This is a genomic window from Dyella sp. C11 (genome assembly GCF_003121485.1).
Classification (GTDB): domain Bacteria; phylum Pseudomonadota; class Gammaproteobacteria; order Xanthomonadales; family Rhodanobacteraceae; genus Dyella.
Genome location: NZ_QAVX01000002.1, coordinates 46,479 through 60,202, shown reverse-complemented (window position 1 = coordinate 60,202; position 13,724 = coordinate 46,479). Strand labels below are relative to the sequence as shown.

The following is a 13,724-nucleotide window of genomic DNA, read 5'->3' as shown; positions in this document are numbered from 1 at the left end:
GCGCAGGCAACGAGTAAAGGACGGGACATGAGGATGGAAAGCGTGACCAACGGAACGTCGAAGCCGGCAACGCGCCGGCAAGCCGACATGTTGCGCATGACTCGCCAGGCATCCGTGTCGTCCCTTCGTCGTCACGAGGGCAAGCAGGCATGAAGATCAAGCGTTTCGTGGCACCGGACATGCGCCAGGCCATGCGCGAAGTGCGCGAGGACCAGGGGCCGGATGCGGTGATCCTTTCCACGCGCCGCATGGATGACGGCATCGAGATCATCGCCGCCGTGGACTACGACGAAGCCCTGGTGCGCGAAGCCGCGCGTCACGGCGCGCCGCTGGAAGTGGAGAACCGTGCAGCGCCCAAGTCCGCACCGGCTGCCGCCGCGGAAGTAAAACCCATCGTCGCGCGTCGCTCTGACGCTGTTCCGCCGCCGCTGCCGACGGCGAACCGTCGTGACGACGAGGGCGTGACGGTATCGCTCTCGCGTCACGCTGCCGCGCCACGCGTGGAACCCGTCGTGGAGGCACCCGTCGCCAGAACGGTTGAAGCGCCGGTGGCGCCGGTCAAGGCGATCGACGAGAAGCGCGTCGAAGAGAAGCCGGCGCCGGTGGAAGCCAGCGCGGCAGAAGTCACCGCATCCATCCATCCCATGCTTGAGCGTGCCATGCAGGACACCGCGCGCGTTCGCGCCGAACTGGGCAGCCTGCGCGATCTTCTGGAAACGCAGCTGTCGAGCCTGATCTGGAACGACATGGAACGCCGCCAGCCGATGCGCGCCCGCGTGCTGCGCGAGATGACGCGCCTGGGCATCGAACCCGATGTCGCGCGCCAGCTGGTGGACGAGCTGCCGGCCAACATCAATGCCGAACAGGCGCGCTATCTGCCGCTGGGCGTGTTGAGCCGCAGCCTGTCGATCAGCCCGCGTGATCATTCCGATCGTCGCGGCGTGATTGCCCTCGTCGGTTCCACCGGTGTGGGCAAGACCACCACCATCGCCAAGCTCGCCGCACGCGCGGTGATGCGCCACGGCGCATCGCAGGTGGCGCTGGTGAGCACCGATCACTACCGCATCGGCGCCGCCGCGCAGCTGGAACACTACGGCCGCCTGCTCGGCGTGCGTGTGTATCCCGCCTATGACGCGGACAGCCTGCGCCAGGTGCTGGAACTGCTACGCGGCTATCACACCGTGCTGGTGGATACCGCCGGCCTGGCGGGTGGCGATCCGCGACTGGCCGAACAGCTGGATGTGCTGCGCCATGGCGGCGACCTGCGCGCCTGCCTGGCGCTGGCGGCGAACGCCAACGCGGCATCGCTTGATGAAGCCGTGCGCGCCTACCTGCCGGTGAAGCCGCACGCCTGCATTCTTACCAAACTCGACGAGGCACCCAGCCTCGGCGGCGCGCTGTCGGTGTTGATCCGTCACCGACTCGCGCTCGACTACGTCACCGACGGCCAGCGCGTGCCGGAAGACATCGCCACCGCGGATGCCCGCGTGCTGGTGTGCCGTGCCGCGCAGGTGCTCAAGGGCACGGCGCCGACGGATGACGTAGTGATGGCGGATCGATTCGGACTAGCGGTGGCGAACGCATGAGCGGTGTATTCGCAATGAACCAGGCGATGGGGTTGGAGAGCATGTTGCGTGCGCTGACCGAACGTCATACCCGGCAAGCGCCGGTGCAAGACCAGGCTTACGGGCTCAGTGGCAGCGCACCGCGCAAGCGTTGTCGCGCCATTGCGGTGGCGGGAGGCAAGGGCGGCGTGGGCAAGACCACCGTGTCGGTGAACCTAGGCATGGCGCTGGCCATGGAAGGTCGCCAGGTGATCCTGCTGGACGCCGACATGAGCCTGGCCAACATCGATGTGCTGCTGGGCCTGTCGCCCACGCGTCACATCGGCCACCTGCTCGACGGCAGCTGTTCCATCGAAGACCTGCTGATGCACGCTCCGCACGGCCTGAAAGTGGTCCCGGCCGGCTCGGGTACTCGCCGCCTGGCACAGCTGGGCTCCGGCGAGCATGCCGCGGTGATCCGCGCGTTCGACGATTTGACGAACCCGCCCGATTACCTGGTGGTGGATACCGCCGCCGGTCTCTCCGACAACGTGGCGATGTTCGCCGCCGCGGCGGACGACGTGGTGGTGGTGGTGTGTGACGAGCCGGCATCGCTCACCGATGCGTATGCCTTGCTCAAGGTGTTGAGCCGCGACTTTGGCGTACGCCGCTTCCGCATGGTGGCGAACATGGTGCGCAACGTGGGCGAGGCCAGGCAGCTGCATCAGAAGCTCGCACGAGTTTGCGACCGCTTCCTCGACGTGGCGCTGGAATTCATGGGGCACGTGCCGAGCGATGAACGGCTCAAGCAGGCCATTCGCCGCCAGAGCGCGGTGGTGGATCTGTGGCCATCCAGTCGTTCGGGATTGGCATTCAAGCAATTGGCAGGTGCGGTCGATACATGGGGTGAACCCGAGCGACTGGGCCTGGATCGCATCGCCTTTTTCAGCAGGCAGGCCGCAGTGGCGACGGGGTGGTGAAAATGAGTGTGGCTTCCGAATATCTGCAGCTGCAGCGGCAGAGTGCCGACGAACTGGTTCGCCAGCATGCTCCCCTGGTGCGAAGGATCGCCTATCACTTGATGGGCCGCCTGCCGCCCAGCGTGGATGTGAGCGACCTGATCCAGGCCGGCATGATCGGTTTGCTGGAGGCCGCGCGCAATTTCACCACCGGCAAGAACGCGAGTTTCGAAACGTTTGCGGGTATCCGCATTCGTGGCGCGATGCTCGACGAATTGCGGCGTACCGACTGGACCCCACGGTCGGTGCATCGAAAAGTGCGCGAAATGGCGGAGGTCGTTCGGCAAATCGAAATTGAAACCGGCTCCGATGCCGACGACGCCGAAGTGATGAAGCGTCTGGGCATGGGTGCCGAGGAATATCACCAGGTGCTGGCCGACGCGGCGAGTGCGCGCCTGCTCAGCCTCTCCGCGCCGGATGACGCGGATGGTGGCGCGGCGTTCGACGTGGCCGACGGCGACAGCCTGAGCCCCGCCGACAGCGTCGAGCACGAAGGCATGCGCGAGGCGTTGGTGGAGGCCATTGGCGGCCTGCCGGAACGCGAGCAGCTGGTGATGTCCCTGTACTACGAGGAAGAACTGAACCTCAAGGAGATCGGTGCAGTGCTCGGCGTGACGGAGTCGCGCGTGTGCCAGATCCACGGCCAGGCCATCGTGCGCTTGCGCGCGCGCATGACCGGCTGGCACGAGGGGCAGGAGCAGCAGAGAAAGAAAGGGGCGAGGGGTTAGTAGCGAGGGCGCGACTCTCGACGGTCGCTGCGCCGTGCTCGTCTCTCATCCGTCGCCCCCGATTTACCCCTACACATGCGCAGCGGAGAAAGCGTTTGGACAAGAATATGAAGATCCTCGTGGTGGACGACTTTTCCACCATGCGGCGCATCGTTCGCAACCTGCTGGTCGAGCTGGGTTTCAGCAACACGCTGATCCAGGAGGCCGATGACGGCGAGAACGCGCTGACCATGTTGCGCAACAACAGCTTCGACATGGTGGTGACCGACTGGAACATGCCCAACATGACGGGCATCGACCTGCTGCGCGCCATCCGCGCCGAGCCCTCGCTGAAAGGCCTCCCCGTGCTGATGGTCACCGCGGAAAACAACCGCGACCAGATCATCGCTGCCGCGCAGGCCGGCGTGAACGGCTACATCGTCAAGCCGTTCACCGCCGTCACGCTGCAGGAAAAGCTCGCCAAGATCTTCGAACGCCTGGCCGCATCGGGAGCCGCCGCATGAACGCACAAGTCGCGATGGTCGCGGAGGCCATGCCGCAGGAATTGCACGACCTGCTCAACAGCCCCGATGGCGCCGCGTTCGAGCAGGCGCTCGATTCGCTGGTGCGCCAGCGTGAGCAGCGCATGTTCCGCGCGCTGGGTCTGCTGGCCCGCGAACTGCACGACGCCGTGCGCCGCCTGGGTGGTGACCTGGCGCAGGAAGGTGTGCCGGGCAGCGTGGCCGATGCGCGCCAGCATCTGCAGGACGTACTGGAAATGAGTTCGCAGGCTGCGCACCGCACGCTCGATTTCGCCGAGCGCATGCGCCCGCAGGCCGAAGCACTCGCGGCCAACGCCAAGACTGCCATCGAAGCCAACGCTGCCGACGTCGCACTCGCCACGCAGGCGCAGACCTTCGCCACCGAATGCCGTGATGGCCTCGCCGATTTCGTGGTGGCGCAGTCGTGGCAGGACCTGTCCGGCCAGCGCATCAAGAAGGTCGTGAACTTCATCGGCAGCGTGGAGAACTCGCTGCTCGAACTGGTGAGCCTGACCGGTGCACTGGCATCGGGCGAAGCCGCGGCCGGCCCGGTGAAGGTCACCAGCCAGGACGAGGCGGATCGCCTGTTGAGCGAATTCGGTTTCTAAAAGGTAGCGAGCCGAATGGACCCCACGTTGGACAGCGAGCTGCGCAACGATTTTCTGGTGGAAGCCGGAGAGTTGATGCAGCGCCTGGGCGAGCAGCTGATCGGGCTGGAAACCTCGCCGCGCGACGCCGACCTGTTGAACGCCGTGTTTCGTGCGTTCCACACGGTGAAGGGCGGCGCGGGTTTTCTTGCCATCGAACCGATGGTGCAGTTGTGCCATCACGCCGAAGACCTGCTCAACGTGGCGCGCAACGGGCAGCTTGTGCTCGATGCGAACCGCATGGATGCGCTGCTCGAAGCGCTGGACCTGCTCAACGACATGCTGGCGGCACTGGCTGGCGGCAGCCCCATGGCAATGCCGCCGCCGAGCCTGCTGGCGCGCCTCATGCCCGGTGCGGCGGCCACGCCACCGCCCAAACCCGTGGCGCCCCCGGTGGCACCGCCGCCGAGTGACGGCACCATCGACGATTCGGAATTCGAGGCACTGCTCGACAGCCTCTATGGCACGGGCGGTTCGCCGGGCGCACCTGCTGCGGCGCCGGCTGCTTCCGGCAGCATCAGCGACGATGAATTCGAAGCCTTGCTGGACAACCTGCACGGCAAAGGTGGCGCACCCGTCGCCACGACCAGCGCGCCTGCAGCGTCCTCTGCGTCGGGCTCAATCTCGGACGACGAATTCGAGTCGCTGCTCGACAATCTTCACGGCAAGGGCGCCCCGCCAGGTGCCATCGCGCCGGCACCTGCACCGGTGGCAGCGCCCGCGCCGTCAGCACCTGCCGCCAAGCAGGCCGCGCCCGCACCGGAAAACACCGTGCGCGTGGACACCGCGCGCCTCGATGCGCTGGTGCACCGCGCGGGTGAACTGGTGCTGGTGCGCAATCGCCTGTTGACCCTCGCCGCCAGGACGGGCGACGAAACGCTGGAACTCGCCGCCACCGAACTCGACCGCGTGGCCGATGCGCTGCAGAACGCCGTGCTCGGCATGCGTATGCAGCCGGTGGGCCGTCTGTTCCAGCGCTTTCCGCGCATCGTGCGCGATCTGTCGCGCCAGCTCGGCAAGGAAGTGGAGCTGCTGCAGGAAGGCGAGGACACCGATCTCGACCGCAGCCTGGTCGAAGCGCTCGCCGATCCCATGGTGCACCTGATCCGCAATGCGCTGGATCACGGCCTGGAAATGCCGGAAGAACGCGATCGCGCCGGCAAGCCGCGCAAGGGCAAGGTGACCCTCGCGGCCAGCCAGCGCGGGGAACGCATCATCATCACCGTGTCCGACGACGGACGCGGCATGAACCCGGAAGTGCTTCGCCGCAAGGCGGTGGAGAAGGGTTTGATGGACGAGGCGCAGGCCTCGCGCCTCACCGAAAACGAATGCTACGAAATCATCTTCCGCCCCGGCTTCAGCACGGCGGCCACCGTCTCCGACATCTCCGGTCGCGGCGTGGGCATGGACGTGGTGAAGACGCGCGTGGTGGAGCTGGGCGGCACCTTGTCGGTGCGCTCGCAGCTGGGCAAGGGCAGCACGCTGGAACTGGCGGTACCGCTGACCCTGGCGATCCAGCGCGTGTTGATGGTGCGCGTGGGTGCGCGTCTGCTTGCACTGCCGTTGTCGAACGTGGACGAAGTGTTCGAACTCGCCGCGGGACAGCAGCAACAGCTGGATGGTCGCGCCGTGGCGTCGCATCGCGGCCGAGCGCTGGCGCTGGCCGACCTCGGCGGCTGGGTGGGCGTGGAAGGCCCTGCCGGTCGTCACGTGGTGGTGCTGCACATCGGCCACATGCGCCTGGGCTGCCTGGTGCACGAAGTGCTGGGACGCGAAGACGTGATGGTGAAGCCGCTGGGCCCGCTGTTCCAGGGGGTGCCTGCGGTTGCCGGCGCCACGGTTACTGGCGACGGTCGCCTCGCACTGGTGATGGATCTGGCTGGCCTTTCAGGCAGTGATGGCCAACTACTTTCTTCTTTGACGGTGAGCGGCTGACATGGATCTGGTAAGTCTCATCGGCACGATCCTGGCGTTCATCGTCATCATCGTCGGCACGATTCTCAAGGGTTCCAGCGTGGAAGCGCTGTGGAATCCGGCTGCGTTCGTCATCGTGTTCCTCGGCACCATCGCCGCGTTGCTGGTGCAGAACTCCGGCAAGGTGCTCAAGCACGCCATGTCGATGTTCCCGCTGGTGTACAAGCCACCCCAGCATCAACCGTCGGATCTCATCAGCCGCATCGTGGGTTGGAGTGAAATCTCGCGTCGCCAGGGCCTGCTTAGCCTGGAACCGCAGATCGATTCGGAAAGCGACAACTTCGTACGCAAGGGCCTGCAATTGCTGGTGGACGGCAGCGAGCCCGAAGCGATTCGCGGCGTGCTGGAAGTGGAAGTGGGCGCGCGCGAGCATCACGATCTTGCCGCTGCGAAAGTGTTCGAAAACGCAGGCATCTTCTCGCCCACCATGGGCATCATCGGTGCCGTGATGGGCCTGATGGCGGTGATGCAGAACCTTGCCGACCCGAGCAAGCTCGGCCACGGCATTGCGGCCGCCTTCGTCGCCACCATCTACGGCGTGGCGCTGGCCAACCTGTTGATGATCCCGATGGCCGCGCGGTTGAAGGCGCTGATCCACAAGCAGACGCAGATGCGCGAAATCCTGATTGAAGGCCTGGTGTCGATCGCCGAGGGTGCGAACCCGCGCCAGATCGAAGCCAAGCTTCAGGGCTACCTGGCCTAACGGGAGCGCGCAGTGGCCAGGAAGAAAAAACACCACGAAGACCACGTGAATCACGAGGCATGGGCCATTCCCTATGCCGACCTGATGACGTTGCTGCTCGCCTTCTTCGTGGTGATGTACGCGGTGTCGGTGGTGAACGAAGGCAAATACCGTGTGATGTCCAACTCCATCATCGAGGCGTTCAACGGCTCCAGCCACGTGATCGCGCCGATGCCGCAGACGCGCGTGCAGCCGCACAACATCGACCCGGCCATTGCGGCGCCCGCGAGCCAGCCGGGCGCTGCGAGCATTCCCGTCAGCGTGCCGATTCCGGCCCGTCCGCAACTGGTGCGCGCGGTGGATACGCGTGCACCGTCGGACACGCCCGAGAAGCGCAACCTGGAAGTGATTCGCGACCAGGTGGTGCGCGCCATGCAGCCGCTGATCGACAAGCAGATGGTGATCGTGCGCAAGACCACCTCGTGGCTGGAGATCGAACTGCGCACCGACATCCTGTTCGCCAGCGGCGTAGCCAAGCTGTCGCCCCAGGCGAACGATGTGCTCGATAACATGGCGTCGATCCTCAAGCCGTTCCCCAATGCCGTGCGCATCGAAGGCTATACGGACGATCGCCCGATCAATACGGCGCTGTATCCCTCGAACTGGGAGCTGTCCGCCGCCCGTGCCGCCAGCGTGGCGCGCCTGTTTTCCGAGCAGGGCGTGGAACCCTCGCGCCTGGGCATCATGGGTTGGGGCGAATACAAACCCAGCGCCGACAACGCCACCGAAGACGGCCGCAACCACAATCGCCGCGTGCTGATCGTGGTGCTGAGCGAAGACGACGCGCCCAAGCGCTTCTTCAACGACAACACGCTCACCGCCGGGTCGGACGCCACGCCGGCACCCGCCGCGTCTTCCGCACCGGCAGCGACTGCCGCCATCGCGGCAGCACATGACGCAGCGGGGCAGGCACCGGCACCCACGGTGGAGGTGGTCGCACCGCGACCCACCGCCGATGTGCCGGTGAACAAGGTGATCCTGGCCAGGCCCGAGCGCACCGCGCAGCAGCAGGCAGAGCCGATTCAGGCCCCCGCGTTGCCCGACGTGGCCGCCGGCACCATCACGGCGGGTTCGACGCGTCTCGCGTCGCCTGAGCATGGCCCATGAATTGCATGAACGTGATACCGGCCACCACGGCCACCGCAACGGAGTCGACGCCATGAACTACGCATCGAACGCCGATCACTGGCTTTCCTTCCGCATCGGCGCGCAGCTGTACGCCGCACCGCTGACGCAGGTGAGCGAAGTGCTTCGCGATGGCGAACTGACGCCCGTGCCCGGTTCGGCTTCCGACCTGCTCGGCATTCGCCACCTGCGCGGACGCATCGTGCCGGTGATGGACGGACGGCGTCGTCTTGGCTTGCCCGAGGAAGGCCGTGTGGACCCGTTCCAGGTGCGCCTGGTGATGCTGTCGCACGGCACGCACCTGGTCGGCATCCGCGTGGATGCCATTGGCGACCTGCTTGAAGCCCGTCCCGCCGACATCGCTCCGCCGCTGCCTGGCGGCGCCGCTCGCGACGACGATCCCGTGCACGGCGTGCTGCCGACCAAGGGCGGCTTCGTGGCGCTGCTGGACGTGCGTCGCCTCTGCCGCCTGCCGCTGGAAAGCGAAGCGGCCTGATTCCTTGGCTGCAGGGGACTGACGATCGCGCGAGGAGACTTGGCGCTACGCCACACCAGGCACGGTTGGATACGCAAGAGGCATCGTGGCTGAGCGTCGTTTATTCTTTCAAGGGCCGATCCACACCCAGCGCACGCGTTCCTCATCGACGCCGCTGCCCAATCCAACCGCTGGCAACGTATCGCCAGCTTTCATTTGCACCACCGTGACGCGCTGCAGGTAGTAGCCGGCGTTGGGTACGTCGGTGGGAATGTTGGCGAGCCAGCGGCCGCTCTTGGGGCAGGGCGTTTTGGAACGCGCTTCCACTGTGCTGGCGATATCGGAATCCCATACCCACTGTGTAGGTGTGAACAATGTGCCGTTGCTGTCTTGCTGTTCACCGCTGCCGGGCGTGAAATCGCCCTTGAGTAGGCGGGTGACGAAACGCCCTTGCTGCTCGCCGGCGTTGGGGCGGTAGTAGCCATCCTCCTTGACGATGCCGCCTGCTTTCACTGGCTCGGCCAACATATCTTTGCGGTGCTTGGCCTCGTAGTCGTCCCATTCCTGTGGGGTGGCGGGATAGTCACGGGGAATGGTGATGCGTTTGACGTTTTGAATGCCCGTCCAAAAATCGACATGACCACCCGACCATTCCGGCCCATCGACATGGATGTCGGCATACACGGTCGCCCCAAAGTCATAAGTGCCGTGCGTATATTTGCCGTCCGGTGCCGCGAGGAACGTAATTTCGCTAGTTTCGTGTGGGGGGATAACAATGACGTCATCTGGAAAAGCAGATGCGTTGATGGGAGTTAGTCCAGATAGGTCGAAGATAAAGCCGCCGGAGTTCTCGTTATCGCCGATGTGACGGCTCTGTGGATTTCTACCACCTGCTCGTAGCTGCGCTAGAGGGAGTATTCCAGACCAAAGCGCCGGACTTTTGAATGTGATCGACCGATCTCCAGAATTAACAAAGCGTACCGTGACCAGAAAGTTGTACGGCTGCGACTCGACCTTTGCCTCCACATCCAGTTTCACCACCTTTCGGCCATGCGAGTAGAACGATTTCGCTAGTCGATATTCGATGTCTCGTACCCGATCTCCGATCTCTTTGGGGCACGTGTAAAGCGAACCTTGTACTGCGGTTCCACCGCAAGTTGCGCTGTAGCCCGCCATGGGCATGTTGTTCATTTGGCCACGCCCCATGTCCGAGGGGCTGTTTTGTAGCTGGCTTTGTGAGCGACACAACAAAAGTGCTGCCTCTTGGACATGGGCGCGATCCTCGTCGCTTAACTCGCCATCAAAGACCCCAACGCCCACGAAGTCCTCGAGATTTTCCGTGTCAGTGAGCAGAAGGCGAAAAGTGCCATCGCGGGTAGTGGCACTGAGTCGCCGCACGCCGTAACCCATGCCGCCGCCTATGTCGAAGGATATCGACACCGATTCGTTCGAATGTTCTGCGACCGTGTCTTTTACCGATGTCACCGCACTGCCGAGTATCGCCATCACCATCATCAATCCCCTAGTCCATGCCTTGTTCATGTCGTTAACTTCCATCGCTTGCCCGTCTTACGCGTGAACCAATCGCGGATGCGATAAAGGTAGTACTCAGGGGTTTGCACGGAGTTCTTATAGGCGCCGTAGCCCATCAAGGTATCATCGGTATTCAATTGCCAAACCAATTGGCCTTTGAGTTCATCGCCCTTGGTGAAATCGATTTCTTGTTGTTTGACGTATTGCTGATGAATTGATCCACCGTTGGACCAATACTCGTCTGGCCAGCTGAATAAATGACCTGCTTCATGAGCGCTAATGCATTCGACCGCCGTAGTTACAAATTCATTGCGAAATTTGTCAAAGCTCACGGTCAATTCGCTCCAGCTGCCGGCATCAGCTCTCACCGCTCTCGGGAAAAGATCAATCGAATCGTGAGGCTTGCCCTGTCCTTTGACTCCCGGATCCAAGAAATGAACCACGAATTGCACGGGTACGATGCAGCCACACGCGGCGCCCTGTGCACAATCACTAAGCGTCAGCCGGTAGTTGTTCTGGTTGAGGACACGCTCAATGCGCTGCTTGAGACCAGTGAAGTCCAAGGTGGCCACTGAACGGTTTGCCACGAGAAATTTGGCACGCACTTCTGGAGGGGCGTTACTGCCATTACCAGTGCTGTCGTAGGGCACTCCAATGGGACGCCCCTCCGTGTCGGCTTTTGGCTTGCCTGTTACGGCATCGAGTTCGTACATGTCCTTGAGCTTCACCGCTATTCGCACCGCGGCGGTAAGCACTTTCGCGTCACCATCGAACGCCAGCTCAAAAGGCATGGTCGCTGGCCCGCTGCAAAGCGTGGGCTTGCCATCTCGGTCCAAAACATGTCGCTTGTTTTCGTCCAACTGGTAGTAAGTCGCCGTTTCCATCGGCATGCTGCAGTGGGTTTCCTTGAACGACTTCAGCTTCCAGTCGCACGTCATAGGCGCTGGCGTATGGGGCACGGATGGAGGCGTTGCAGTGTCCTTGGTGGCGTTATTTTCGGACGCTGCTGGTTGATCAGTTGCCTGGGGCGCCATTGATGCTGTGTGCGTATCGTAGCCCTGCGTTCCGGTGGTTCCGCCCTCGGACCATGCTGCGCATGTAAGTGCGATGGGGGCGGTGATAAAGGGGGCTAGCAGGGATTCTGCGAACGCCGCGCCGTGCCAGGCAGCGCCGGTATAAGCACCAGAAGATTGCTGCACGGGGCCCTTGATCAGGATTTTCAGCGCGTCGATGACGATACCGTTGCTATCGATCGTGATGCTTCCGGCCTGGACCTTGATTTCGATGCTCTCACCGGCGTGTAGCTGATAGCGCTGCGTCTGTCGCTCGATGCTTTGACCGGCGCTGAGCTTGTGATGGCCCTGCACGGTCTGCTCGACATGACCGCCGATATCGATGACGTGATTGGCTGTGGTTTTGTCGTGACGGTTATTGCCCACCGTTTCATGGCGATCCTTGCCAATGTTGATGGCGTGATTGCGTTCGATGCTGAGAAACGCGTCCTGGCCGATCTGATGCGTGCGATTTCTGCCGATGGTCACCTGTTCATCGTTGCCCACACTCTCGGTGCGGTCGTGGCCGATGCGGATGGTTTCGTCGTTCTCGACATTCTCTTGGCGGTCATGACCAATACGGGTGGTCTCGTCGTTGTTGACGATGATGTTCTGGTCTTTCTGGGCGTGGACGTAGATTTCTTCCTGGTCTTTCTCGTCCTCAAAACGCAGTTCATTCGAGCCGTTGCCCTTGTGGGTTTGGCTCTTGATGGTCATGCGCGTTTTGTGGCGCGGCAGTTCGTAGGGCGTGGGGTGGGTGGCCGGGTACGTGCGCCCTATAAGAATCGGCTGATCACAGTCGCCATCCAGGTGGCCAATGATCACCTCTTGCCCGATGCGCGGAAGGGCCATGTGACCCCACGCGGCTCCAGCCCAGTTCTGGCTTACGCGTATCCAGCAACTACTGTGCTCGTCGTGATTGCCCTCACGGTCCCAGGGAAACTGGACTTTTACCCGGCCAAACTCATCACAGAAAATCTCCTCCCCTTGGGGACCCACCACGGTGGCGATCTGCGGGCCGTCAATGCGGGGCTTGGGACATAGCGGTGCTTTCCATTCCACCTGGTCCGGGATGATCTCTGCTGTATAGCTGTAGTGGGTGCCGGTGGTGGCATCGCTGCTGTCTTCTTCCTGGCTAATGTTCTGGACGCCGGTATGCACGATGGCGATAGCGCGCCAGCCGGTATTCCACGCCTCACGGGGGTGCCCCTGCAGATCGAACGCCAAGCCCGGTTGCAGGCGCGCATCGTCGCCTTCGACAGTGGCCACTTGCGCATCGCGGCGTAGCGAGAGCAGGCGCGTTTTGGTGAACGGCTTGCCGGCCTCGTCCTGCTTGTAGCGGCCGGGATAGTCGTAGCGTTCGTAGTCCCGCGCCTGGTTGGTAAGGTTGTTGCCATCGCTGGCGTGTTGCTGGTTGTAGCGCGGGTGTTTGAAGGTGTAATCGCGCTGCACTTGACGCGCGGTGCGTACGTTTTCGGTGTAACGGAACGTGTGCAGGCACGGTTCGTCCGAATCGCCGGCGGGCATGGGGTTGTAGGTGACCGGTCCACCGGGAATCACGCCGTGGGTGTAAAGCACATCGCCCTGAATCAGGCGATGGCCGTGGGCGCTGTGTTCGAACGCGTAATAAAGACCCTCTTCGGCGCTCAGGCGTTGAAAGAAATCCAAATCGCTCTCGCCTGGTTGCACGCAGTATTCGCGCGGCAGATGCTCTTTGCTCAATCGCTGCTCGACATCGATAACGCCCGAGCGTTTGAGTACGGTTTGTAGAATCTCTGGCACGGTTTGCTGCTGCGAGATACGCCAGTTGCTGCGGAGGCCCGCACGGGCCATTCGCGGTTCCACTACAACGCTATACCGGGTGCGGCGGAAACCGGTGGTGCCTTGCTCCACGGTCGACACCACACCGTGGACGTATCGAATGGGCTGCTCGCCGCGCCAGATGGTCAGGCAGGCGGGTTGATCCAGCACCTGCCCGAAATCTACCGAAGGGTTGCAGCTACTTAGGTCCACATTCAGCACAAACGGCTGGCTGAGGGACTCCTCCAGCCGAAAGCCGGCCACGTCAAAAGCCACGCTGCTGGCGGATTCGAAGGTGAAGCGAATATCACTGTGGCGTGGCACAAGCGTTTCCTTGGCACAAACGATGGAAGCTGCGCAGCGTGAGGCGCATGAATGCGAGTCGCCAATCAGGTAAAGCCGATACCAGCGACAGGTTTGGCCGTCCATAATGTCGGCGATATCCCGGCCTTGGTCGCTTGCGCGCTCGGCATGGGCGGTGCAACAGGCGATGCACAAGGAACGGTTGCGCCCAGCCGTGCGCCGAATGGTCCGTGTGCGAACCGAACTATCGGCAAAGCCCGA

11 protein-coding genes are annotated in these 13,724 nt (G+C 63.1%); 9 read left to right on the top strand and 2 right to left on the bottom strand.

Annotated features, from left to right (window positions below; genetic code table 11):
• Positions 1-149: 149 nt before the first annotated feature.
• From flhF to DK366_RS02615, 9 genes are all read left to right on the top strand, one after another.
• Positions 150-1,586 carry a flagellar biosynthesis protein FlhF gene (gene flhF, locus DK366_RS02655; RefSeq protein WP_109123977.1) on the top strand — a complete coding sequence of 479 codons (1,437 nt, stop codon included), beginning with the start codon at positions 150-152 and terminating at the stop codon, positions 1,584-1,586.
• Between the two features lie 14 nt (positions 1,587-1,600).
• Positions 1,601-2,524 carry a P-loop NTPase gene (locus DK366_RS02650; protein WP_109123976.1) on the top strand — a complete coding sequence of 308 codons (924 nt, stop codon included), beginning with the start codon at positions 1,601-1,603 and terminating at the stop codon, positions 2,522-2,524.
• Between the two features lie 2 nt (positions 2,525-2,526).
• Positions 2,527-3,291, top strand: a complete 765-nt coding sequence (locus DK366_RS02645; RefSeq protein WP_109123975.1) for an RNA polymerase sigma factor FliA — start codon at positions 2,527-2,529, stop codon at positions 3,289-3,291.
• 95 nt (positions 3,292-3,386) lie between these two features.
• On the top strand, positions 3,387-3,794 hold the full coding sequence (gene cheY, locus DK366_RS02640; RefSeq protein ID WP_109123974.1) for a chemotaxis response regulator CheY: 408 nt from the start codon (positions 3,387-3,389) through the stop codon (positions 3,792-3,794).
• Entirely contained in the window at positions 3,791-4,420 is a 630-nt protein-coding gene (locus DK366_RS02635; RefSeq protein ID WP_109123973.1) for a protein phosphatase CheZ, read from the top strand. Before cheY ends, DK366_RS02635 begins: the two co-directional genes overlap by 4 nt.
• A gap of 15 nt (positions 4,421-4,435) precedes the next feature.
• On the top strand, positions 4,436-6,394 hold the full coding sequence (locus DK366_RS02630) for a chemotaxis protein CheA (protein ID WP_109123972.1): 1,959 nt from the start codon (positions 4,436-4,438) through the stop codon (positions 6,392-6,394).
• A gap of 1 nt (position 6,395) precedes the next feature.
• Positions 6,396-7,136: a flagellar motor protein gene (locus tag DK366_RS02625; protein WP_109123971.1), complete on the top strand. Its 741-nt coding sequence runs from the start codon at positions 6,396-6,398 to the stop codon at positions 7,134-7,136.
• A 12-nt stretch (positions 7,137-7,148) separates the two neighbouring features.
• Entirely contained in the window at positions 7,149-8,282 is a 1,134-nt protein-coding gene (motD, locus tag DK366_RS02620) for a flagellar motor protein MotD (protein ID WP_109123970.1), read from the top strand.
• A gap of 52 nt (positions 8,283-8,334) precedes the next feature.
• Complete coding sequence (locus tag DK366_RS02615) at positions 8,335-8,796, top strand: chemotaxis protein CheW (RefSeq protein ID WP_109124258.1); 462 nt, start codon at positions 8,335-8,337, stop codon at positions 8,794-8,796.
• Between the two features lie 108 nt (positions 8,797-8,904).
• On the opposite strand, the gene DK366_RS21085 is transcribed toward DK366_RS02615, so the two are convergent.
• Together DK366_RS21085 and tssI are read right to left on the bottom strand one after the other, a co-directional pair.
• Entirely contained in the window at positions 8,905-10,317 is a 1,413-nt protein-coding gene (locus DK366_RS21085; RefSeq protein ID WP_157956431.1) for a hypothetical protein, read from the bottom strand.
• Positions 10,314-13,484 (bottom strand): type VI secretion system tip protein TssI/VgrG, encoded by a 3,171-nt coding sequence (tssI, locus tag DK366_RS02605; RefSeq protein WP_109123968.1) that lies wholly within the window; start codon positions 13,482-13,484, stop codon positions 10,314-10,316. The genes DK366_RS21085 and tssI overlap by 4 nt, the downstream gene beginning before the upstream one ends.
• Positions 13,485-13,724 lie beyond the last annotated feature (240 nt).

Coding starts and splice junctions, on each gene's coding strand:
- DK366_RS02650 (WP_109123976.1), top strand. CDS start 1,601: ATGAACCAGGCGATGGGGTTGGAGAGCATGTTGCGTGCGCTGACCGAA.
- DK366_RS02630 (WP_109123972.1), top strand. CDS start 4,436: ATGGACCCCACGTTGGACAGCGAGCTGCGCAACGATTTTCTGGTGGAA.
- DK366_RS02635 (WP_109123973.1), top strand. CDS start 3,791: ATGAACGCACAAGTCGCGATGGTCGCGGAGGCCATGCCGCAGGAATTG.
- DK366_RS02615 (WP_109124258.1), top strand. CDS start 8,335: ATGAACTACGCATCGAACGCCGATCACTGGCTTTCCTTCCGCATCGGC.
- flhF (WP_109123977.1), top strand. CDS start 150: ATGAAGATCAAGCGTTTCGTGGCACCGGACATGCGCCAGGCCATGCGC.
- DK366_RS02625 (WP_109123971.1), top strand. CDS start 6,396: ATGGATCTGGTAAGTCTCATCGGCACGATCCTGGCGTTCATCGTCATC.
- DK366_RS02645 (WP_109123975.1), top strand. CDS start 2,527: ATGAGTGTGGCTTCCGAATATCTGCAGCTGCAGCGGCAGAGTGCCGAC.
- DK366_RS21085 (WP_157956431.1), bottom strand. CDS start 10,317: ATGAACAAGGCATGGACTAGGGGATTGATGATGGTGATGGCGATACTC.